At 62.3% G+C, this 21,214-nt stretch carries 20 protein-coding genes; 13 read left to right on the forward strand and 7 right to left on the reverse strand.

What is annotated here, in order from left to right:
- The first annotated feature begins 72 nt into the window (after positions 1–72).
- The 3 genes from purM to rnd all read left to right on the forward strand — a co-directional run bounded on the left by purM (position 73) and on the right by rnd (position 2,945).
- Positions 73–1,119: a phosphoribosylformylglycinamidine cyclo-ligase gene (purM, locus tag K3557_RS07040; protein ID WP_259998736.1), complete on the forward strand. Its 1,047-nt coding sequence runs from the start codon at positions 73–75 to the stop codon at positions 1,117–1,119.
- Entirely contained in the window at positions 1,116–1,712 is a 597-nt protein-coding gene (gene purN, locus K3557_RS07045; RefSeq protein ID WP_259998738.1) for a phosphoribosylglycinamide formyltransferase, read from the forward strand. The genes purM and purN overlap by 4 nt, the downstream gene beginning before the upstream one ends.
- Positions 1,713–1,787: 75 nt before the next feature.
- Positions 1,788–2,945 (forward strand): ribonuclease D, encoded by a 1,158-nt coding sequence (rnd, locus tag K3557_RS07050; RefSeq protein WP_259998740.1) that lies wholly within the window; start codon positions 1,788–1,790, stop codon positions 2,943–2,945.
- Positions 2,946–3,031: 86 nt separating this feature from the next.
- Here rnd and K3557_RS07055 read toward each other — a convergent pair whose 3' ends face one another.
- Positions 3,032–3,544 (reverse strand): hypothetical protein, encoded by a 513-nt coding sequence (locus tag K3557_RS07055; protein ID WP_259998742.1) that lies wholly within the window; start codon positions 3,542–3,544, stop codon positions 3,032–3,034.
- A 133-nt stretch (positions 3,545–3,677) separates the two neighbouring features.
- Here K3557_RS07055 and K3557_RS07060 point away from each other — a divergent pair, with 133 nt between their 5' ends.
- The gene (locus tag K3557_RS07060) at positions 3,678–4,088 is read left to right on the forward strand and encodes a SufE family protein (RefSeq protein ID WP_259991684.1); all 411 of its coding nucleotides are present in this window, start codon (positions 3,678–3,680) and stop codon (positions 4,086–4,088) included.
- A gap of 61 nt (positions 4,089–4,149) precedes the next feature.
- Here the strand turns inward: K3557_RS07060 and K3557_RS07065 are convergent, their stop codons facing one another.
- Both K3557_RS07065 and K3557_RS07070 read right to left on the reverse strand, forming a co-directional pair.
- Positions 4,150–4,860 carry a DUF1638 domain-containing protein gene (locus tag K3557_RS07065; RefSeq protein WP_259998743.1) on the reverse strand — a complete coding sequence of 237 codons (711 nt, stop codon included), beginning with the start codon at positions 4,858–4,860 and terminating at the stop codon, positions 4,150–4,152.
- Position 4,861: 1 nt separating this feature from the next.
- Positions 4,862–5,560: a B12-binding domain-containing protein gene (locus tag K3557_RS07070; RefSeq protein WP_129371145.1), complete on the reverse strand. Its 699-nt coding sequence runs from the start codon at positions 5,558–5,560 to the stop codon at positions 4,862–4,864.
- Between the two features lie 224 nt (positions 5,561–5,784).
- Here K3557_RS07070 and K3557_RS07075 point away from each other — a divergent pair, with 224 nt between their 5' ends.
- Entirely contained in the window at positions 5,785–6,864 is a 1,080-nt protein-coding gene (locus K3557_RS07075) for a PA0069 family radical SAM protein (RefSeq protein WP_259998745.1), read from the forward strand.
- A gap of 72 nt (positions 6,865–6,936) precedes the next feature.
- Positions 6,937–7,215: an acylphosphatase gene (locus K3557_RS07080; protein WP_129371143.1), complete on the forward strand. Its 279-nt coding sequence runs from the start codon at positions 6,937–6,939 to the stop codon at positions 7,213–7,215.
- Between the two features lie 242 nt (positions 7,216–7,457).
- On the opposite strand, the gene bmt is transcribed toward K3557_RS07080, so the two are convergent.
- From bmt to K3557_RS07095, 3 genes are all read right to left on the reverse strand, one after another.
- Positions 7,458–8,477, reverse strand: a complete 1,020-nt coding sequence (bmt, locus tag K3557_RS07085) for a betaine--homocysteine S-methyltransferase (protein WP_259998747.1) — start codon at positions 8,475–8,477, stop codon at positions 7,458–7,460.
- Between the two features lie 67 nt (positions 8,478–8,544).
- On the reverse strand, positions 8,545–10,434 hold the full coding sequence (locus K3557_RS07090) for a phosphatidylglycerol lysyltransferase domain-containing protein (protein ID WP_259998750.1): 1,890 nt from the start codon (positions 10,432–10,434) through the stop codon (positions 8,545–8,547).
- Between the two features lie 229 nt (positions 10,435–10,663).
- Positions 10,664–10,981 (reverse strand): DUF1476 domain-containing protein, encoded by a 318-nt coding sequence (locus K3557_RS07095; protein WP_259998752.1) that lies wholly within the window; start codon positions 10,979–10,981, stop codon positions 10,664–10,666.
- 260 nt (positions 10,982–11,241) lie between these two features.
- On the opposite strand from K3557_RS07095, the gene purC reads away from it, so the two are divergent.
- The 6 genes from purC to K3557_RS07125 all read left to right on the forward strand — a co-directional run bounded on the left by purC (position 11,242) and on the right by K3557_RS07125 (position 19,890).
- Positions 11,242–12,003, forward strand: coding sequence for a phosphoribosylaminoimidazolesuccinocarboxamide synthase (purC, locus tag K3557_RS07100; protein WP_259991698.1), 762 nt, complete (start codon positions 11,242–11,244; stop codon positions 12,001–12,003).
- Positions 12,004–12,099: 96 nt separating this feature from the next.
- Positions 12,100–12,330, forward strand: a complete 231-nt coding sequence (gene purS, locus K3557_RS07105; RefSeq protein ID WP_027258722.1) for a phosphoribosylformylglycinamidine synthase subunit PurS — start codon at positions 12,100–12,102, stop codon at positions 12,328–12,330.
- Positions 12,330–12,998, forward strand: coding sequence for a phosphoribosylformylglycinamidine synthase subunit PurQ (gene purQ, locus K3557_RS07110; RefSeq protein ID WP_259998754.1), 669 nt, complete (start codon positions 12,330–12,332; stop codon positions 12,996–12,998). The genes purS and purQ overlap by 1 nt, the downstream gene beginning before the upstream one ends.
- Before the next feature lie 36 nt (positions 12,999–13,034).
- Positions 13,035–14,807 (forward strand): ATP-binding protein, encoded by a 1,773-nt coding sequence (locus K3557_RS07115; protein WP_134830032.1) that lies wholly within the window; start codon positions 13,035–13,037, stop codon positions 14,805–14,807.
- 31 nt (positions 14,808–14,838) lie between these two features.
- Positions 14,839–16,176, forward strand: a complete 1,338-nt coding sequence (locus K3557_RS07120; RefSeq protein ID WP_259991703.1) for a sigma-54 dependent transcriptional regulator — start codon at positions 14,839–14,841, stop codon at positions 16,174–16,176.
- A gap of 585 nt (positions 16,177–16,761) precedes the next feature.
- Positions 16,762–19,890, forward strand: coding sequence for an Rne/Rng family ribonuclease (locus K3557_RS07125; protein ID WP_259998756.1), 3,129 nt, complete (start codon positions 16,762–16,764; stop codon positions 19,888–19,890).
- A 208-nt stretch (positions 19,891–20,098) separates the two neighbouring features.
- Here K3557_RS07125 and K3557_RS07130 read toward each other — a convergent pair whose 3' ends face one another.
- Positions 20,099–20,332 (reverse strand): sulfurtransferase TusA family protein, encoded by a 234-nt coding sequence (locus K3557_RS07130; RefSeq protein ID WP_259992595.1) that lies wholly within the window; start codon positions 20,330–20,332, stop codon positions 20,099–20,101.
- A 93-nt stretch (positions 20,333–20,425) separates the two neighbouring features.
- On the opposite strand from K3557_RS07130, the gene K3557_RS07135 reads away from it, so the two are divergent.
- The gene (locus K3557_RS07135) at positions 20,426–21,178 is read left to right on the forward strand and encodes a cytochrome c biogenesis CcdA family protein (RefSeq protein WP_134830030.1); all 753 of its coding nucleotides are present in this window, start codon (positions 20,426–20,428) and stop codon (positions 21,176–21,178) included.
- The last annotated feature ends 36 nt before the right edge of the window (positions 21,179–21,214 follow it).

Genomic DNA, 21,214 nt, shown 5'->3' on the forward strand with positions numbered 1-21,214 from the left:
AGCAGATTCCCTAGTTCCCTTCTGATGCGCCTTGCGCTAAAGGCTGCGCAACCGATTTGAAGGAGCCAAGTGATGACCAGCGGCAAGAACGGCTTGACCTATGCAGACGCAGGTGTGGACATTGATGCGGGCAACGCCCTGGTTGACCGGATCAAGCCGGCCGCCAAGCGCACCAACCGCTCTGGCGTTGCCAGCGGGCTGGGCGGCTTTGGCGCGCTGTTCGACCTGAAGGCTGCTGGATACAATGACCCGATCCTGGTCGGTGCCACCGATGGTGTCGGCACCAAGCTGCGGATCGCCATCGACACCGGCGTGGTGGACGGCGTTGGCATCGACTTGGTGGCGATGTGCGTCAATGATCTGGTCTGCCAAGGCGCCGAGCCGCTGTTCTTTCTCGACTATTTTGCCACCGGCAAGCTGGAAACCGAAGTTGCGGCACGCATCATCGAAGGCATCGCCGAGGGATGTGTGCGCTCGGGCTGCGCGCTGATCGGCGGTGAGACGGCTGAAATGCCCGGCATGTACCCGGAAGGCGATTTCGACCTCGCAGGCTTTGCTGTCGGCGCGATGGAGCGCGGCACGGCGCTGCCCGAAGGCGTGGCCGAGGGCGACGTGCTGCTGGGTCTGGCGTCCGACGGGGTGCACTCCAACGGCTACTCATTGGTGCGCAAGCTGGTAGACGTTTCCGGCCTCGGCTGGGATGCGGACTGCCCGTTTGGCGAAGGCACCCTGGGCGCCGCACTGCTGACCCCGACGCGGCTCTATGTCAAACAATGCCTTGCCGCGGTGCGGGCAGGGGGCGTGCATGCGCTGGCCCATATCACCGGCGGCGGCCTAACAGAAAACCTGCCGCGGGTGCTGCCCGAAGATCTGGGCGCCGACATCGACCTGAACGCCTGGGAGTTGCCGCCCGTGTTCAAGTGGATGGCAGAGACCGGCAATATCGCCGAAGCGGAAATGCTGAAGACCTTCAACTGCGGCATCGGCATGATCCTGTCGGTTTCTGCCGACCGTGCTGACGCTCTGGCTGAATTGCTGACAGCTGAGGGCGAGACCGTTGCGCGCCTGGGCACGGTCACCGCTGGCGCCGGCATGCGTTATACCGGCAAGCTGCTGTGAGCCATAAGAAGGTCGCCATACTGGTTTCGGGCGGGGGCTCCAACATGGTGTCCCTGGTTGAAAGCATGACTGGCGATCATCCGGCCCGGCCCTGTCTGGTGCTGTCCAATGATGCCGAAGCGGGCGGTCTTAAAAAGGCCGCTGCCGCCGGAATTGCCACCGCAGCTGTTGATCATAGGCCTTTCGATGGCGACCGTGCTGCCTTTGAGGCGGAGCTGGTGAAGCCGATTCTGGAGGCTGGCGCCGATATCGTCTGCCTCGCGGGTTTCATGCGGGTGCTGACCGCCGGATTCGTATCGCAGTTCGAAGGCCGGATGCTGAACATCCACCCCTCCTTGCTGCCGAAGTACAAGGGCCTGCATACCCATGCCCGCGCGCTGGAGGCCGGCGATGTTGACCACGGCTGCACCGTGCATGAGGTGACGCCGCGCCTGGATGACGGCCCCATTCTGGGCCAGGCACGGGTGCCGGTTCTGGAAAACGACACGCCGGATGCGCTGGCGGCCCGGGTTCTGGTGCAGGAACACCTTCTGTATCCGGCCGTGCTGCGCCGCTTCGCCGCGGGAGATAAGACGCCGGTTCAGCTGGGTTGAAGCCCGGTTGATTGCATTGCCCGGGACAAGCGCGTATCACGTCCCGGCCCACATGAGATTGAAAAGCCGGAATTTATGAAAACTCTGACCACCACCGAAGACCTGCAGGCCTTTTGCGAAACCGCCGCACAGTATCCTTATGTCACGGTGGATACCGAGTTTTTGCGGGAACGGACCTATTATTCCAAGCTCTGCCTGATCCAGCTGGCCTTTGCAGGCGACGGCGAAAATGATGCGGTTCTGGTTGATCCGCTGGCCGACGGTATTTCGCTGGAACCGCTTTATACGCTGTTCCGCGACGAGAGCGTGGTCAAAGTGTTCCACGCTGCCCGTCAGGATCTGGAAATCTTCTGGGTCGATGCGAACGTCTTTCCCAAGCCGCTGTTCGACACTCAGGTGGCGGCGATGGTCTGCGGCTTCGGCGATCAGGCGGGCTATGAAACGCTGGTGCGCAAGATCGTCAAGCTGGGCGTCGACAAGACATCGCGCTTTACCGACTGGTCGCGCCGCCCTCTGAGCGAGGCGCAAAAGACCTATGCGCTGGCCGATGTGACCCATCTGCGCAAGATTTATGAGTTCCTGGCCGCGGAATTGCAAAAGAGCGGACGCGCCCATTGGGTGACCGAGGAACTGCAGGTGCTGACCGACCCGGCGACCTATGACATTCAGCCCCAGGACGCTTGGAAACGGGTCAAAACCCGGACCTCCTCGGGCAAGTTTCTGGCGGTTGTGCGCGAATTGGCGGCGTTCCGCGAAACCTATGCGCAATCCAACAATGTGCCGCGCAACCGGGTGTTCAAAGATGACGCGCTGGTGGAACTGGCCTCGACCAAACCGCGCAATCCCGGCGATCTGGGCGGATCCCGTCTGCTGCTGCGCGAGGCGCGCAAAGGCGCGATTGCCGAAGGTATCCTGGCGGCCGTGGCCAAGGGCGCTGACTGCCCGCCCGAAGACCACCCCAAGATGGACCGCAGCAAGGAAAAGCTGCAGGTAAACCCGGCTTTGGCGGATCTGCTGCGGGTTCTGCTGAAGGCCAAGACCGAAGCAGAGGGCGTGGCGGCCAAGCTGATCGCACCCAGCGCGGACCTGGACGCGATTGCGGCGGGGCTGCGCGATGTTCCGGCCCTTAACGGCTGGCGGCATGAGGTGTTCGGCGCCGATGCGCTGCGGCTGTGTGACGGCAAGATCGGTCTTGCCGCCAAGGGGCAGGACGTAAAGGTTGTGGAGCTTTAAGACGCCCCAGCCGCTGTAAGCAATTCTAAAAAAAGAAAAACGCCCGCAAATCCTGCGGGCGTTTTTCTTATCGGTCGATCTTGAAATCAGCGGCGGCGGCTTTCGCGGGCATTCTGCGCGCCATTCACACGCACGGTGCGGATACCGGCCAAGTCCTGATTTGTGACAGTGCGGGCGGCATGGATGGTGCGGCTGAATTCACTGCCGGTTGCGGTGCTGGTTTCCGGGTAGACCACCCGGAAATCCAAGCTCAGGACGCCCTCTTCACTGACGTCGGCGGGGCGCAGAACAACGTCATAGGCGCCCTGGCGGCTGGCAATGGCCGTTGCATAGATGATGGCGCCGGATGCGGTGCGTTCGATCCGCATTTCGGTGATCTGGCCGGCCAGGACAGTGGTGTCTTTGGGCTCAGGCCGGGCAAAGATGCCGCGGGCATTGCTGTCTTGCGGCAGCAGCGGGTTGGTGTTTTCCGCCACCGGCGCTTCGGCAGGCGCGGAGCTGCCGAACCAGTTGGACGGGTTGATCCGCGACTGTTTCCAGCCGCCGCAGCCTGCCAGCATCAGCGCGCAGGCCAATGTAAGAGCCAATGGTTTATGCATCTGTCCCCGCCCATTCAAAATGTCTTTGCAACGGATTACCTGATTGGCCGCGGCTTGAAAAGCGGTTGAAATGGGGCGGGCTGGGGCTTAGGTGCTGATCTGCACCGGATGCGGGTTTTGAGGATGGACGATAATGGCCACTGCCGCCTTTGAAGAGATCGTGGAAGACTTTGAGTTCATGGAGGACTGGGAGGACCGCTACCGCCATGTCATCGATCTGGGCAAGGCGATGCAGCCGCTGGACGACGCGCTGAAAGTGCCCGCAACCAAGGTCGACGGCTGCGCCAGCCAGGTCTGGCTGCATGCCACGATTGACGGCGGAGAGTTCCGGTTCGACGGCGACAGCGATGCGATGATTGTGCGCGGACTGATTGCGGTGCTGCGCTGCCTGTACAATGGTCTGGGGTATAAGGACGTGGTGGCCGTGGATGCCAAGGCAGAGCTGGGACGGCTTGGGCTGAACGATCATCTGTCTTCGCAACGCTCAAACGGGTTGCGGTCGATGATCGAGCGGATCCGCGAAACCGCGATGGCCCAGGCCTGAGGCAGCAGGGCGAGGGGCCGGCCCCTCGCGCTCCCCGGAGTATTTCAGGAAAGATGAAAGGCTAGCCTGCCCAGCCTGAAAGCGTGATTTCCAGATCGCCATAGCCGGTGTGGCGGTGTTCGAATTCCAGACCCATGCGGTCCGCGCATTCGCGCGCCTTTTCCACCAGCTTGGGGTCGCTGATCTGCGACTGGTAGACCAGTTTGGTGTAATTGCCGAACACCATGTCCCGCAATTCTGGGTTCTTGTCTATGCCCATTGGGCGCCAGATAAAGGCATCGAATTGCTTGACCAGGAAATCGGTCAGGTAAAAGGCAGTGATTTCGCCTGCATCCGCATGGGCGGCGAAGGCCTCATTGCCTTCAAAAAAGGAATAGCAATGCGGGCCTGCCACCATTTCAACGCCCAGCTCTGCGCATTTGCGTTCCAGCGCACCGCCGGTTCCGCAATCAGCATAGACCACGAAGATCTTGTCATAAACGGCTGAGTGTTTGGCTACGGCGCCGTCCACGGCATCGACAATCTGGTCCGGATAGAGGTGCAATTTTGCGGGCAGGCAAGTGAGGTCGATGTGATCCAGCCCGTTTTTGTCCTTGATATCAAGGATCTCGCGCGCAAGCGCGCCGCAGGCGATCAGCAGGATGCGGCCGGTTTTCTTTTCAGGGGCAGCCAAGCCCTGTTCGGTGAGGGATGTTTCCTCAAGCGTCCGCCCGGTGGGGGGGCGGAAGGCAGCCCGCTCGGTCAAGCGGGCTGCGCGTCCTTTGCGTGCCAAATCAGGCGCTCATCGAGTTGTGCTTGCGGGCCACCATATCCTTGGCCATTTCCACAGCCACGGCGGCGTCACGGCAATAGCCGTCGGCGCCGATTGCCTTGCCGAACTCTTCGTTCAGCGGCGCGCCGCCAACCAGCACGATGTAATCATCACGCAGGCCTTGCTCGACCATGGTGTCGATCACCACTTTCATGTAGGGCATGGTGGTGGTCAGCAGAGCTGACATGCCAAGGATGTCCGGCTTGTGCTCTCCCAGGGCTTCCAGGTAATTTTCGACCGGGTTGTTGATCCCCAGATCGACAACTTCAAAGCCCGCGCCTTCCATCATCATCGAAACCAGGTTTTTGCCGATGTCGTGGATGTCGCCTTTGACGGTGCCGATTACCATTGAGCCGACCTGCGGGGCGCCGGTTGCAGCCAGCAGCGGTTTCAGGATGGCCATGCCGCCCTTCATCGCGTTGGCCGCCAGCAGAACCTCGGGCACGAACAGGATGCCGTCGCGGAAGTCGGCGCCAACGATGGTCATGCCGCCTACCAGAGCCTTGGTCAGAACATCATACGGCGCCCAGTCGCGCGAGAGAAGAATGCCAACGCCTTCTTCGATTTCCTCTTTGAGACCATCATAGAGGTCGTCAAACATCTGCTGAACAAGTTCCTCGTCATCGAGTTCCGACAGGATGATGTCTTCTTCGTCCGACATTCGCATATTCCTTGCTTACGGGGCGGCGTGCCTCGTGTTGGCCTAGTTTTGGGACTTTTGTGACAGAATGACGCCCCGGGACTGCATTGTTTGCGACATAGCTATTGTCCGAACCGACGTATAAGAGGAAATTCGATGATTTGGTAATGCGGATTATGCATGAAAATCTTCAGTTCTGCGCATTTGTTCTTTATTTGTTCTTGCTGCGGGTGCATAGTGCGGCAATGCCTTATCATGACGGTTCCCAGCCCATGCGACGCAAAGCGCGTGCCAGTCTCAGCAATGCGGCAGGGCGGTTCGATTTGGACCGTTGCCAAGTAGATGAAGGCTGGTTGCCAGAACCGGATACGGAGGTGATTCCCACTGAAGTGCGGCACGAGACGGCGCGGTCGCTGATCAGTTACAACCGGTCGCCGGATCTGCCGTTTGACCGCTCCATCAACCCTTACCGGGGCTGCGAGCATGGGTGTATCTACTGTTTTGCGCGGCCCAGCCATGCCTATCTTGGCCTGTCGCCGGGTTTGGATTTTGAGACCCGGCTGGTCGCACGCCCCAATGCGGCTGCGGTGCTGCGCAACGAACTGTCGGCGCCGCGTTACAAGGCTGCCGTGCTGGCGCTAGGCACCAACACCGACCCGTATCAGCCGTGCGAGCGGGACCATCGCATCACCCGCAGCTGCTTGGAGGTGTTGCGGGATTTCAATCATCCTGTGGCGATCGTCACCAAGGGTGCGATGGTGGAGCGGGACCTGGATATCCTGGCGCCGATGGCAGCCAAAGGGCTTGTGCGGGTGGGGGTTTCCGTTACCACGCTGGATCCTGACCTGTCCCGCCGGATGGAGCCGCGGGCCCCCTTGCCAGCCCGGCGGCTGGCTGCAATCCGGCGGCTGACGCAGGCGGGGGTGCCGGTGCGGGTGATGACCTCCCCTGTCGTGCCGGGGCTGACCGATCATGAGCTGGAGGCGCTGCTGGCAGCCGGGGCGGAGGCGGGTGCGGATGCCGCCAGCTGGATCATGCTGCGGCTGCCGCGGGAGGTGTCGGAGCTGTGGCAGGAATGGCTGGCCAAGCACGAGCCTGGCCGTGCGGCCAAGGTGATGGCGCGGTTGCGGGAAATGCATGGCGGGCGCGACTACGACCCGCGCTGGGGCCACAGAATGCGCGGCGAGGGGCGTTATGCCGAAATGATTGCGCAGCGGTTTAAGGCAGCCTGCCGGCGGCTGGGGCTGAAGGAGCGGACACCGGATCTGCGATGCGATCTGTTTGCCAGGCCGCCGCAGCCGGGCGACCAGCTGGCGTTGTTTTGATCCGCCTTTGATCCTGAGGAGCGGCTTTTTGTGTTAGGCTGTGATCCTTCATGATTGAAAGGAAGGTGTGCTATGACTGCTGTCGCAGTAAAGGCACGTGTCACCGGCCGCGTGCAGGGTGTGGCGTTCCGCACCTGGGCCAGGGCAGAGGCGTTGCGCCACGGCCTGTCCGGTTGGATCCGGAATGAGCCGGACGGGTCGGTGCGGGCGTTGCTGATGGGGCCGGCCGCCGGCGTCGCCGATATGGTGCGCCGGATGGGCCACGGGCCTGGCGCTGCCGCGGTGAAGGATGTGTTGACCGAACGGACAGTTCCCGACCCTGAAGTGAGCGGCTTCACAATCGTCCGCTAGGCCGGTGTGAACAGGCGGCTGGCGTCATATGCTGGGGCTTGCTGCGCAAGTAATACGGGCGGTCGCGCAGATAACATGCGTGTGGCGGCAGGACATCCTGAGGGATTGTGAGGCGCGTTGGAGCCCAAAACAGGCTGAGCAATAAGTACCGAGCGCCGCAAGGCAATTGCGGTGCTCGGTACTTTGCATTCCGGTGCTTCCACTGGCCGCGCTATAGTCCGCGGTGGCGGTGGCCCGAAAGGTCAGGCGCGGCGACGGCGGCGCGAGCGGCGTTCACCGCCTGGGTTAGCGTCTTCACCGGTGCCGTCGCTGTCGGAGGTGAAGGGGCCAAGCACTTCGACGATTTTCTCAAGAGCCGGGCGGTCGCCGCGCAGGCGGCTGTCCAGGGCGTCGCGCATTGCGCGCAGATGATCCGGCATGGTGCCGCAGCAGCCGCCGATGATCCTGGCGCCCGAGTCGCGGGCCATCACTGCGTATTCCCCCATCAGCTCGGGCGTGCCGTCGTAATGAATGTGGCCGTCGACATATTTCGGGATGCCGGCATTGCCCTTGGAGATGATCGGGCGCTCGGTTCCCTGCGCGGCAAAACCAAGCACAGTGCGCAGAATGTCCGACGCGCCGGTGCCGCAATTGGCGCCAAAGGCCAGCGGAGCATTGTCGAATTCCTCCACTAGCTGGGCGAGATCCGCCGAGGTCACACCCATCATGGTCCGGCCTGCGGTGTCAAAGCTCATGGTGCCGCACCAGGGCATATCCGCCAGTTTAAAGGCCTCAGCCGCGGCGCGGAATTCTTCCGGTGCCGAAATGGTCTCCAGCCACAAAACGTCGGCGCCGCCCTCCTTCAGGGCGTCAGCCTGCTCATGGAACATCTCGACCGCCAGGGCATGGGACATGTCACCGATAGGTTCAAAGATTTCTCCGGTCGGGCCGACGGAACCGGCCACGGCGATTTTGCGTTCCGCCTTGTCTGCCACCTCGCGGCCCAGTTCGGCAGCAATGCGGTTCAACTCGCGCACGCGGTTCTGAGCGTCATGCAGTTTCAGCCGCGCGGCGGTGCCGCCGAAGCTGTTGGTCAGGAACAGGTCGCTGCCCGCATCAACCGAGCCCTGGTACAGCGCCAGAATTTTCTGCGGTTCGTCCACGTTCCACAGTTCCGGCGCATCGCCGGACTGCAGGCCCATGGCGAACAGATTGGTGCCTGTTGCACCATCCGCCAGCAGAGCGTCTTTGGTTTCCAGCAGCTGTTTGAAAGTGTTTGTCATCTGTTTCATCCCGTGTCAGCAGGCCGCCCGGGCGGGCAGGGCGGCAAATCGGTCTGTGTCCCCTGTCTCATGCCGGGCGGGCAAGGGCAATTTCATTTTCTTCATCTTCATTATGAGCGGGCGCTGCGGCGGCTGCGGGCTGCACGGCGGGCGGGCGGTGCACCAGGCGCAGCAGCTCGCCGATGCAAAGCGCCATCTGCAGCCAGCTGGGGGCTGCCATATAGCGCGGCTCCCACCTTGGCGCAAAACTGGCCTTGAACCGGCGCAGACCCCGGTCCACGCCCTTGGCCAGGCGGTGACCGGGCACGGCTGCCAGTGACAAGCGCGGGATACTCTCGGCTGCGGCGGCAGCTATGCCGGCCCGCACCAGCGCATGGCCGGTCCCGTCCGGAACATCAGGGCGCATCCGGATCAGATCCAGGCACCATTCGCGGGCGGATGTGTGAAAGCTGGCAAAGCCGATCAGCTGCCCGCCCCGGAACGCCAGGATCACTTCCTGAGCGGCCAGATAGCCGGGTTCAAACCGGCCCATCGTGGTGCCATAGGCGGCACCATGGGCCGATTGCCAGGCTGCATCGGCGTCCCGCATCTGATCAAAGGGCAGCCGGGCCGGGCCGCGGCAGACCTCAATGCCTGCTTTCTCCGCATGACGCAGTTTGCGGCGCAACTGGCGGCGGGAGGAACCGCCCTCGGAGAACTTAAGCGGGTTTAAAACCGCGTCTTCGGCGATCCGCAGGACGCGCCAGCCGGACTTGCGGGCGTGCAGCGCACTGCGTCCGCTGCATTTGTAATAGCAGGCGGCGGCGTTGCGGGTTTGGGCATGGCGGGCCAGCGGAGCAAAGGTTTCGGCTGCAAGGCCTGACAGCGGATCAAACAGCGCAATCGATGCCTGCGGGCTGTCCAGCAGCGCAATCCGGTTCAGGCCAAACATCTGCACATGGCCGCCGTTCTGCCGGATAATCCCGGTTTCAGAGCATGCCCGGCTGCGGGGCAGGGCGGCTGGCGGCAGGCTGCGGCTGCCCATAAGGTCTGTATCGCCAGCGGCTGGAACCCTTGCCGGCAACAGTCCGGGAAAGATCATCAGCAAGGCGGCCAGAACCGCCGGCACTGCATAATAGACCAGACGGAAGGCCAGCAGCCCGGCGATCAGACTGTGGTCGGGGACCGCAGGCAGCAGCGCGCAAAGAGTCAGTTCAAACGGGCCGGCCCCGCCGGGGGCTGACGACACAACTGCAAACCCCAGCGCAATCGCATATACCGTAAGCAGCTGCGCCCAGGAGATCTCAATTCCGCCCGGCAGCAGCAGCCACAACGCTGTGCCGGCGGAGGCGACGTCGACGGCCGCCCAGAACCCCAAAGCGGCCATTGCGGTCAACGAGGGCCAGCGCAGCCGCAGCCGGAACAGCGGTGTTTGCGGATGCAGAAAGCTGAAGGCCGAAACGCTGGCGGCGGCAGCCAGGATCACACCGCCAGCCCAAGCCAGGCCCGGCGACGGCGGCGCCAGGATCAGCGCGGCACCGCAGATTACCGAAAGTGCTGCCAAAAATGTGACAGCCACCAATGCTGTGAGCTGGCCCGCCTGCAGCGGCGACAGGCCGGGCAGCAGGCGCCAGCGGGCATAGCTGCCGGTGATCAGGCCAAACCCGGCAGTCTGCGAAAAAGCGATGGCGGCCATGCCTGCGCGCCGCGCCGCAGGACCATCCATGCCGGTGCCAAGATGGCGGTGGGCCACGGAATCATAACGTCCCAGCGCCCAAAAGCTGAGGCCGGTGGCCAATACGGCAGCCCCCCACTTCCAGGCGGGCAGACTGCCCAGGATGGCGCCAAGTTCCCGCATCGGTGGCAATTCGGTCTTTGTTTGCAGCAGCCAAAGACATCCCCCCATGACAAGAAAAGGCAGGGTCAGCCGGATCAGCCGCACAGCCGGCCTGGGGGCGGTGGATTTTGAAAACAGCATGGCAATCCTTGGAAGGCAGCGCAAAAGGCCCTTGGTTGCCAGTGTACCGGGTGCTGTTTGCAGATCAGTTAACCGCTAAAACTGCGCTGATTACCGTAGTGGCCTTCCCTATCATTGGATAGGCAAGGCAGGCAGGGTGTTGCGGCAGCCGCATGGTGACGCTGCCGGCGGGCTCCGTGCCGGGAAGCGGCGGAAGGCGCCGGGCCGGACTGGCGGTCCGGCCGGGTGATCAGCTGGCTTCGCTCAGAATTTCTTCCTGCGCCTGCGGCATCAGTTCCTGCAGTTTGCCGCGGATCTGTGTTTCGCTTGCCTGAGAGCCGAGGTCGCCTGACAGCTTGCGCACGATATCCTCATGGCCGGCTTCCTCAAGATCAGCAGCAACGACGGACTGGGCGTAATCAGCGGCAGATGAGCCGCTTTTCCCCAGCAGCTCTGCCGCCCAAAGGCCGACCAGCTTGTTGCGCCGCGCACGGGCTTTGAACTGCATTTCCTCATCATGCGCGAATTTGGCCTCAAACGCCTGTTCGCGTTCGTCAAATGTAGTCATGACTGATCCTCATTAACCGTTTGCACCTGTCTAATGATAGGAGCATGATCCCTGCCGAGGGCAAGAAAAAACTGTTCTTGATAAAGCCTTTGTGCCCGGCGCAAGGAGGGCTGGCTGCCGCGGGCAGCGGTTGCCGCTTACCGGGGCTGCAGCTGCAGGGGTGTGATACCGTGCAGCAAGCTTGCGGCTGAAGCCCCCTTGCACTATGAGGGCGGCACATCGCAGGGCCGGATTCCCGGCATTGACCCGAAAGGCTCCCAATGGCGCGTCGCAAGAAAATCTATGAAGGCAAGGCCAAAACACTGTATGAAGGTCCCGAGCCGGGCACCATCGTGCAGTATTTCAAAGATGATGCCACCGCCTTTAATGCTGAAAAGCACGACGTGATCGAGGGCAAGGGTGTGCTGAACAACATCCTGAGCGAGTTTTTCATGCTGGGCTTGGGGCAGATCGGTGTGCCGACCCATTTTCTGAAGCGTTTGAATATGCGCGAGCAACTGGTGCGCAGCTGCGAGATCATTCCGCTGGAAGTGATTGTGCGCAATTATGCTGCAGGCTCGATCTCCAAGCGTTTGGGCATCGACGAGGGCACCCAGCTGCCGCGCCCGATTGTGGAATATTGCTATAAGGACGACGCCCTGGGCGACCCGCTGGTCACCGAAGAGCATATCGCCGCCTTTGGCTGGGCCAGCCAGCAGGACATGGACGACGTCCTGAGCCTGGCGCTGCGGGTCAATGACTTTCTGTCCGGCGTGTTCCTGGCCGTGGGCATCCGTCTGGTGGATTTCAAGATCGAGATCGGCCGCGTCTATGAGGGCGATTTCCAGCGTCTGGTGATCGCCGACGAGATCAGCCCGGACAGCTGCCGCCTGTGGGACGTGAAGACCGGCCAGAAGCTGGACAAGGACGTGTTCCGCCGCGATCTGGGCAGTCTGACCGATGCCTACAGCGAAGTGGCGCGCCGCCTGGGCGTGATGCCGAACAACCCGCCGGCGCCGGGCAAGCCGACGCTGGTCAACTAAGACGGTCCCGCCCTGCGGACAGGGCGGGATTTTGAGTATTTTTGCAAAGAAGAAGCCTGGATGGGGCTTCGCCACCGAAACCTGAGGGATGATGCAATGAAGGCACGGGTGCATGTGATGCTGAAGAACGGGGTTCTGGATCCGCAGGGCGAGGCAGTGCGCCACGCGCTGGGGGCCTTGGGCTTTGACAAGGTTGAAGGTGTGCGGCAGGGCAAGGTGATCGATCTGGATCTGGCAGACGGCGCTACCGAGGCAGACGTGACCGCAATGTGCGAAAAGCTGCTGGCCAACACCGTGATCGAATCCTACAGCATCGAGCTGCAGTGATGAAGGCGGCGGTAGTAGTCTTCCCGGGTTCAAACTGTGATCGCGATTTGGCGGTGGCGTTTGAGCAGGCTGGTTTCGACGTGTCGATGGTCTGGCATAAGGACAGCGCGCTGCCGGAAGGTGTCGATATCGTTGGCGTTCCTGGCGGTTTCTCCTACGGCGACTACCTGCGCTGCGGTGCTATCGCGGCGCAATCGCCGATCTGCAAGGCTGTGGTCGCGCACGCAGATCGCGGCGGCTATGCCGTCGGCGTCTGCAACGGTTTCCAGATCCTGACCGAAACCGGCGTGCTGCCGGGCGCATTGCTGCGCAACGCAGGTCTGAAATACATCTGCCGCACCGTGGACCTGAAGGTGGCGACGTCTGAGAGCGTCTTTACCCAAGGGTACAGCGCGGGCGATGTGATCGGTGTGCCGATTGCCCACCATGATGGCAATTATTTTGCCGATGCAGAGACCGTCAAGGCGCTGCAGGACCAGGACCGGGTGGCCTTCACCTATGCAGACAACCCCAATGGTTCGGTTGCTGATATTGCCGGTATCCTGTCGGACAACCGCCGCGTGCTCGGCATGATGCCGCACCCGGAACGGGCCGCGGATGAAGGGCACGGCGGCACCGATGGCACGGCAGTGTTCCGCGCATTGGCGGGCATGGTCACTGCGGCGTGACTTGAGGATGCGGGGCGGCCGCAATAGGTATAGTTTATGACCGCCCCGCGCTTTGATGTGACCAAACCCAAGCGGAAGACCGGCTCGCGCACGATTTCGTGGCGCGCGCGGCTGTCGCTTGTGCTGTTCATGCTGGTGGCGGCTGTTACCGTGTGGACCACAAACCGGGCGCTGACCCACCGTTTTACCGAAAGCACCCGCAACCGGGCCGAACTGCGGCTGGCGCTGTATTCGGGCAACCTGCTGAGCGAGCTGCGCCAGCATGCGATTGTGCCGCAGCTGCTGGCGCGCGACCAGACGCTGATTTCGGCACTGCAATCCAATGACTTTTCCCTGTCCACCCAGCGGCTGATCTCTTTTGTGGATGAGATCGGCGCAGCCTCGATCATGCTGCTGGCGCAGGATGGCCGCACGGTGGCCGCAACCGACCGCAACCGGCTGGGCGAGACCCATCGCAATGCTGCCTATTTTGTCGATGCGATCCGGGCCAAGTCGACAGTGTTTTCGGTGATCCCGCGGGAAGTGGGCGGCTACCGTTTCACCTATTCGCGGCGGATGATCGATGCGACCGGTGTCCTGGGCGCGATTGTGGTCGAGGTGGACTTGCAGAAGTTCGAACGCGCCTGGGCCGGGATTTCCGACGCGGTTCTGGTCACTGACAGCACCGGCAATATCATCCTGGCCACCGAGGCCCGTTGGCGCGGGCTGCAGGAAGGCGATGCGCTGACCCTGCAGACGCCCGAGGGCGCCATTCAGCGGGCAATCCGCGCCACCACCGACTGGACCGCGCTGCCGCCGGACGCCTATCTTCAGGGCGAGGCGGTGATGCGGCTGGAAACCCGGGTGCCGTTCCAGGGCTGGCGGATGGCGTCCTTCACCACTTATTCCTCGGTGCGCGAGCGGGTTAACGCGGTGCTGGCGCTGGAAATTATGGGATTCGCCATCCTGCTGGCGCTGGCGTTTTATGCGCTGAGCCGGAAAACCGCGCTGCGCATGGCCTTGTTCCAGCGCGAGTCGGCAGAGCTTCGCGTATTGAATGCGCGCCTCCAGCGGGAAATTGCCGAGCGGGAACGGATGCAAAAGACCCTGGCCGTGGCGGAACAGAGCCTGGCGCAAAGCTCGAAACTAGCCGCCTTGGGGGAGATGTCGGCTGCCGTCAGCCATGAGCTGAACCAGCCGCTGGCGGCGATGAAAACCTATCTGGCCGGCGCCCGTCTGCTGCTCAACCGCAACCGTCCGGACGAGGCGCTGGCCTCCTTTGGCCGGATTGATGATCTGATCGAACGGATGGGGGCGATCACCCGGCAGCTGAAATCCTATGCGCGCAAGGGCGGCGATACGTTCAGCCCTGTAAACGTGGGCGATGCGCTGGCCTCCAGCCTGTCGATGATGGAACCGCAGCTGCGTCAGCGGCACGTGAAAATCACCCGGATTTTGCCCGAAGAACCTGTTATGGTGATGGGCGACCGGATGCGGCTGGAACAGGTGATGGTCAACCTCTTGCGCAACGCGCTGGACGCCACCAAATCAGTGGCCGACCCGGAGGTGGAAATCCTGCTGGCGGCGGGTGAAACGGCAACCCTGTCGGTGCGCGACAACGGGGTAGGGATCAACGACTTCGATGAATTGTTCGAGCCGTTCTACACCACCAAGCAGCCCGGCGACGGGGTTGGTTTGGGTCTTGCCATCTCCTCGGGGATCGTCAACGACCTAGGGGGACGGCTGACCGCCCGCAACGGCCAGAACGGCGGCGCGGTCTTTGAGATGCAATTGCCGGTCCTGGTGGACGGCATCGAGGCTGCGGAATGAGGCAGCCCCTGAAGATTAGGAGAGAACGCGCATGGCCCAGGCTATGAAAATCGCGATCGTGGACGACGAACAGGATATGCGGCAGTCGATCAGCCAATGGCTGGCATTGTCGGGTTACGACACCGAGACCTTCTCCAGTGCAGAAGAAGCGCTGAAGGTGCTGGGGCCGGATTACCCGGGGATCGTGATCTCCGACATCAAGATGCCCGGCATGGACGGGATGCAGTTCCTGAAAAAGCTGATGGGCAGCGATTCTGCGCTGCCGGTGATCATGATTACCGGCCACGGCGATGTGCCGATGGCGGTGGAGGCGATGCGCGTGGGCGCCTTCGACTTCCTGGAAAAACCGTTCAATCCGGACCGGATGTCGGAACTGGCCAAGCGCGCCACTGGTGCGCGCCGCCTGACGCTGGACAACCGGGTGCTGCGGCGTGAATTGTCGGATGGCGGCCAGATCATGAAGAAACTGATCGGCCAAAGCCCGGTTATGGAACGCCTGCGCGAGGACATCCTGGATCTTGGCCAGGCGGACGGCCATGTGCTGATCGACGGCGAGACCGGCACCGGCAAAACCCTGGTGGCGCATGCGCTGCACGCGGTTGGCAGCCGCGCGGGCAAGAAATTCGTGCTGATCTCCTGTGCTGCCTTGGAAGAGGAAGCACTTGCCAAACGCCTGTTCGGGCCGATGCAACCCGAAGACAGCATGCTTCCGGCAGTCGAGGAAGCCCGTGGCGGCACCCTGGTGCTGGAAGATATCGACGCGCTGTCTGAGACGTTGCAGGCCAAGCTGCTGAGTGTGATCAACGAGCAGGGCACCCCGGCAGAAACCCGGATTATCGCCATTTCCAACCTGCAGGAAGCGGGCAAGACCTGCGAAGACGCGCTGCGCCCGGATCTGTTCTACCGCCTGGCAGCATTGCGCATCACCGTGCCGCCGCTGCGCCAGCGCGGCGAAGATATCCTGACGCTGTTCACCCGCCTGTCCGAGCAATTCTCGGAAGAATACGGGTGCGAGGCGCCGCAGGTCAGCGCGCAGGAGGCGGCACAGCTGCTGCAGGCACCCTGGCCGGGCAACGTGCGCCAGCTGATCAACATTGCGGAACGCGCGGTCCTGCAGTCGCGCCGTGGCTCGGGCACCATTGCCTCGCTCTTGATGTCCGATCACGAGGAAATGCAGCCGGTGATGACCACCGAAGGCAAGCCGCTGAAGGAATATGTGGAAGCCTTTGAACGGATGCTGATCGACAACACCATGCGCCGCCACAAAGGGTCTATTGCCAGCGTGATGGACGAGCTGTGCCTGCCGCGCCGGACGCTGAACGAGAAGATGGCCAAATACGGCCTGCAGCGGTCCGACTATCTGGCGTAACTGCCGCTGCTGCTGTTTTCGGCACGGGAACCGACTGGGAAAACAAATGCTTGCGCGCCGGAGTTCTATTGGAACTCCGGCAGCCGGCTGAAAACTAACCACAATTTAATGCATTGTCTGCTATGGGCCGGCAGGTTTCATTTTCAATGCCTGTGGTGACGAATGTCCATTGTCATTACCTATCCACAGGCCTTATGCTGACCAAACGGGCCGGAAACCGGTGTATGGTTCCCCCGTTCTTATGAGTTTCGCTGACTGCGGTTTTTGTCCGGCATGATCCGAGAAAGCTGCAGTCAGACCGATTGGCCCTCTGAACTTTGGAGGGCAGTTTAGCGCCCAAGCCGGAATTTAAGCCGGTGCAGGGATAATGTGGCAGGGACGGGCAGCACCCGCCTGCCGGAGAAGAACCGCGATGACGCGCGCGAGAGCGAAAAGCACTGAGGCAGGAAGGCCGGGCATCGACCCCGGGACCACCTGCTGCACCGCGCCGTCCCAGATCGCCCTGACAAGACACCACCCGAAACGTGCGCGGCCGCCTGGAAACAAGAGGCTTGCGGACGCACAGGGCAGGTGCACCAAGGACACATGGCAAAGAAGATGCTTATCGACGCCACCCACGCGGAAGAGACCCGTGTTGTGGTTGTGGATGGAAACAAGGTTGAGGAATTCGACTTTGAATCCGAAAATAAACGCCAGCTTGCTGGCAATATTTACCTCGCAAAAGTAACCCGGGTCGAACCGTCGCTGCAGGCGGCGTTTGTGGACTATGGCGGCAACCGCCATGGCTTCCTGGCGTTTTCCGAAATCCACCCGGATTATTACCAGATCCCCGTCGCCGACCGTGAGGCGCTGATGGAGGAAGAGCGCGCCTATGCCGAGGCGATGCGTGCCCGCGACGAGGAAGACGAAGAAAAACCGGCCAAGCCCAAGCGGTCGCGCCGGTCCAAATCCGCCGCCAAGGCCGCCAAGACCTCTTCTGATGATGCAGTGGAAACCAAGGAGGTTGAGGCCTCTGAGGAGAAGACCGCTGAAATCGCCGGAATGGAGACCATCGACCTGAGCGACAGTGCTGAGGCCGGGGATGATCTGGCGGACGTGCCGGAAGGGTCCTCACCGGTGGAACATGTCGCGGAAACGCCGGTGGAAGAGCCGGAAGACGATGATGCGTCTGCACCTGAGGCAGCCGAAGCCGACGTGCCTGCCGGATCCGCTGAGACGGCTGGCGAAGAAGCACCTGCAGAGGCGGCAGCTGAGGCCGCCGTTGCCGAAGAGGCACCTGCAGAAACTGCGGAAGAACCTGCAGCCAAGGCTGAAGCCGGCTCCGAACCAGCCGCCGAAGCAGCTGAGGACGATGCAGAAACGGCCGCTCCGGAAGCCGCATCTGCCAATGCCGGTGCCGACTCCGCAGACAGCGGCGACAGCGATGAAGACGCGGGCGAAACCGGCCGCGCCGATGCAACCTCCAAAGATGACAGCATCGAATCCGTTGCCGATGAGGACGACAGCGAGGACATCCGTCCGCCGCGCAAGCCGCGTCCGCGCCGTTACAAGATCCAGGAAGTCATCAAAGTCCGCCAGGTCCTGCTGGTGCAGGTCGTCAAGGAAGAGCGCGGCAACAAGGGTGCGGCTCTGACAACCTACCTGTCGCTGGCTGGCCGCTATTGCGTGCTGATGCCCAACACAGCCCGCGGCGGCGGCATCTCCCGCAAAATCACCAACGCGGATGACCGCAAGAAGCTGAAGGATATCGCAACCGAACTGGACGTGCCGACCGGCGCGGGCCTGATCGTGCGCACCGCCGGTGCCAAACGCACCAAATCCGAGATCAAGCGCGACTATGAATATCTGCAGCGGATGTGGGAACAGATCCGCGAGCTGACACTGAAATCCATCGCGCCGGCCAAGATCTATGAAGAAGGCGACCTGATCAAACGCTCGATCCGCGATCTTTACAGCCGCGAGATCGACGAGGTTCTGGTCGAAGGCGAGCGCGGCTACCGCATCGCCAAGGACTTCATGAAAATGATCATGCCGTCCCATGCCAAGAACGTGAAGAACTACCAGGAAGGGCTGCCGCTGTTCGCCCGCTTCCAGGTGGAAAGCTACTTGGCAGGCATGTTCAACCCGACCGTGCAGCTGAAATCCGGCGGCTACATCGTGATCGGCGTGACCGAGGCACTGGTGGCAATTGACGTGAACTCGGGCCGGGCCACCAAACAGGGCTCGATCGAGGAAACCGCGCTGAATACCAACCTGGAGGCGGCTGAGGAAGTCGCCCGCCAGCTGCGTCTGCGCGACCTTGCCGGCCTGATCGTGATCGACTTCATCGACATGGACGAGCGCAAGAACAACGCCGCCGTCGAAAAACGGATGAAGGACAAGCTGAAGACCGATCGTGCCCGCATCCAGGTGGGCCGGATCTCGGGCTTTGGCTTGATGGAAATGTCGCGCCAGCGCCTGCGCCCCGGCATGATCGAGGCAACGACCGCGCCTTGCCCGCATTGCCATGGCACCGGTCTGATCCGCTCCGACGACTCGATGGCGCTGTCGATCCTGCGCCAGATCGAAGAAGAGGGCACCCGCCGCCGCTCCCGCGAGGTGCTGGTGCGCTGCCCGGTCTCCATCGCCAACTTCCTGATGAACCAGAAGCGCGAGCATATCGCCCAGATCGAGGCGCGCTACGGCCTGTCCGTGCGCATCGAAGGCGATCCGCATCTGGTCAGCCCGGATTTTGTGCTGGAGAAGTTCAAAACCGCATCCCGCGTGGTGCCTGCTGCGACTGCTCCGGTGGTGTCCGTTGATACCTCGATCATGGATCAGGTGGATGCTGAGGAAGCCAGCGAGGAAGAGGCAGAAGCTCCCGCAGCCGTAGAGGCCGCACCCGCCGCCGAAGAGGCTGAGCAGGACGACAAGCCCAAGCGCAAGCGCCGCCGCCGCCGCCGCCGGAAATCCGGCAATGGCGAACAGGGCCAGGATGGTGAAAACGGCGATGAGGCGTCTGACGAGCCGCAGCAGCAGGATGACGCAGCTGAGCCTGCGGAGGCTGCCGCCGAAGGTGAAGGCGCTGCCGCAGAAGAGGTGAAGGAAAAGAAACCTTCCCGCAGCCGCACCCGTACCCGGTCGCGCAAACCGAAGGCCAAACCGGCTGAGGCAGAAACCGCGGAGGAGGCTCCCGCCGCTGCGGAGACTGCCGAAGCTTCCGTGCAGGACGCCCCGGCCGCGGCTGACGCTGAGGGTGTCCCTGCAGCGGAAGCCGTTGCGCAGGCACCGTCAGAAGACGCTGCAAAAGGCGCACCAGCCGCTGCTGCCCCGGATGCTGAGCCTGCCGCGGACAGTGCTGCAGAAGCGCAAGATGCCGCTCCTGCAGAAGCCACTGCTCCGGCGGAAGCCACTGCTCCGGCAGAAGCCATTGCTCCGGCAGAAGTCACCGCTCCGGCAGAAGTCACCGCTGTTGAAGTGGAAGCTGCCCCGGCAGAACCGGTTGCCGCTGAAGCCGAGGCTGTACCGGAGGAAGAGCCTGTGGAGACAGAACCGGACGCCGCTGCCGAGGCGGTGGCAGAACAGCCTGCTGCAGAAGAGGCCGCCCAGCCGGAGCCCGCCCCCTCGCAAGAGGAGAAGCAGCCGGAACCTGCAATGGCCGTTGCTGCAGCTGAACCGGAACCGGCGGCACCGCCCAAGCCGAAACGCCGCGGCTGGTGGTCGGTTGGCAGCTGATTGCTAAGTGATAACTAATGGGAGAGGCAGGCCAAAGCGCCTGCCTTTCTTTTTTTGGCGGTACTGCCTGCGAAGGAAACGCAGCCGGCGGCGTGTCAGGAAAGCGCATCCTAGGGCGGGGCTTCGTTCGGAAGCCACGCGGTATCAACTCCGGAATGCGCGTTGAATTCCGTAGCTGTCCGGACAGGGCGCCAAGGCGCCTTTGGTCTTAGCTGCCCTTGCGGATCAGATAGGCTTGGTGGCCAGCGCCGTCGCTGTGGCCGAGGAATTCATGGCCCGCCTCATTGCAGAAATGCGGCACGTCAATCACCGCCGCCGGATCATCCGCCAGCAGTTGCAGCACATGGCCGGGCTGCAGCGATTTCAGCCGCTTGCGGGCCTTCAGGACGGGCAGGGGGCACAGCAGCCCGATGGCATCCAATGTCTCATTGATCTCGGTCATGGTGTGCAGATAAGCGGGATGTTTCATGCTGTCCACAAGGATGTGACCAACCCGCCCCGTGACGTTGGTCAATTGCTGGCATAAGTGTGGGACATGTTTGGAATCGAGATCATAGACGCAGGGCTGCTCCCTGCCATGCTGGTGGCGCTGCTAGGCGGCGTGATCAGTTTTCTGTCGCCCTGCGTCCTGCCGATTGTGCCGCCGTATCTGGCCTATATGAGCGGTGTCACCATTGGCGAGATGCAAGGCACCGGCGCAGCCCGGCGCAAGGCGGTCATCGCAGCGCTGTTCTTTGTGCTGGGACTGTCCACGGTGTTTCTGCTGCTGGGATTCACCGCCTCGGTGTTTGGTGCATTTGTGCTGAAAAATCAGGAGCTTTTTGCGCAAGTTTCAGGTGTGGTTGTGATCATCTTCGGCCTGCATTTCCTGTCTGTGTTCCGCATTCCGCTGCTGGACCGCGAGGCGCGGATGGAGGCGGGCGAGTCCGGTGGTTCCGCCTTGGGGGCTTATGTTCTGGGGCTGGCCTTTGCCTTTGGCTGGACGCCTTGCATCGGGCCGCAGCTGGGCGCGATCCTGTCTCTGGCAGCCTCTGAAGCTTCGGTCAGCCGGGGCACAATCCTGCTCGGCGTTTATGCCGCAGGTCTGGGCATTCCCTTTCTGCTGGCGGCGATGTTCCTCACCCGTTCAATGGTGCTGATGAACAAGATGAAGCGCCACATGGGACTGATTGAAAAGGTGATGGGCGGGCTGTTGCTGGGTGTCGGCATCATGCTGGTCACCGGGTTGTTCACCACCTTCTCCTGGTGGCTGCTGGAGACCTTCCCGGCACTGGCAACACTGGGCTGAGCCTGAGATGTTCAAGGGGGCCTTCGGGCCCCTTTT

Source organism: Leisingera sp. M523, from assembly GCF_025141335.1.
Lineage (GTDB): Bacteria > Pseudomonadota > Alphaproteobacteria > Rhodobacterales > Rhodobacteraceae > Leisingera.

Excerpts from the sequence above, each read along its gene's own strand:
- purM (WP_259998736.1), top strand. The coding sequence starts at position 73 with ATGACCAGCGGCAAGAACGGCTTGACCTATGCAGACGCAGGTGTGGAC.
- rnd (WP_259998740.1), top strand. The coding sequence starts at position 1,788 with ATGAAAACTCTGACCACCACCGAAGACCTGCAGGCCTTTTGCGAAACC.
- K3557_RS07055 (WP_259998742.1), bottom strand. The coding sequence starts at position 3,544 with ATGCATAAACCATTGGCTCTTACATTGGCCTGCGCGCTGATGCTGGCA.
- K3557_RS07060 (WP_259991684.1), top strand. The coding sequence starts at position 3,678 with ATGGCCACTGCCGCCTTTGAAGAGATCGTGGAAGACTTTGAGTTCATG.
- K3557_RS07070 (WP_129371145.1), bottom strand. The coding sequence starts at position 5,560 with ATGTCGGACGAAGAAGACATCATCCTGTCGGAACTCGATGACGAGGAA.
- K3557_RS07075 (WP_259998745.1), top strand. The coding sequence starts at position 5,785 with ATGCCTTATCATGACGGTTCCCAGCCCATGCGACGCAAAGCGCGTGCC.
- K3557_RS07080 (WP_129371143.1), top strand. The coding sequence starts at position 6,937 with ATGACTGCTGTCGCAGTAAAGGCACGTGTCACCGGCCGCGTGCAGGGT.
- bmt (WP_259998747.1), bottom strand. The coding sequence starts at position 8,477 with ATGACAAACACTTTCAAACAGCTGCTGGAAACCAAAGACGCTCTGCTG.
- K3557_RS07090 (WP_259998750.1), bottom strand. The coding sequence starts at position 10,434 with ATGCTGTTTTCAAAATCCACCGCCCCCAGGCCGGCTGTGCGGCTGATC.
- K3557_RS07095 (WP_259998752.1), bottom strand. The coding sequence starts at position 10,981 with ATGACTACATTTGACGAACGCGAACAGGCGTTTGAGGCCAAATTCGCG.
- purC (WP_259991698.1), top strand. The coding sequence starts at position 11,242 with ATGGCGCGTCGCAAGAAAATCTATGAAGGCAAGGCCAAAACACTGTAT.
- purS (WP_027258722.1), top strand. The coding sequence starts at position 12,100 with ATGAAGGCACGGGTGCATGTGATGCTGAAGAACGGGGTTCTGGATCCG.
- purQ (WP_259998754.1), top strand. The coding sequence starts at position 12,330 with ATGAAGGCGGCGGTAGTAGTCTTCCCGGGTTCAAACTGTGATCGCGAT.
- K3557_RS07115 (WP_134830032.1), top strand. The coding sequence starts at position 13,035 with ATGACCGCCCCGCGCTTTGATGTGACCAAACCCAAGCGGAAGACCGGC.
- K3557_RS07120 (WP_259991703.1), top strand. The coding sequence starts at position 14,839 with ATGGCCCAGGCTATGAAAATCGCGATCGTGGACGACGAACAGGATATG.
- K3557_RS07125 (WP_259998756.1), top strand. The coding sequence starts at position 16,762 with ATGGCAAAGAAGATGCTTATCGACGCCACCCACGCGGAAGAGACCCGT.
- K3557_RS07130 (WP_259992595.1), bottom strand. The coding sequence starts at position 20,332 with ATGACCGAGATCAATGAGACATTGGATGCCATCGGGCTGCTGTGCCCC.
- K3557_RS07135 (WP_134830030.1), top strand. The coding sequence starts at position 20,426 with ATGTTTGGAATCGAGATCATAGACGCAGGGCTGCTCCCTGCCATGCTG.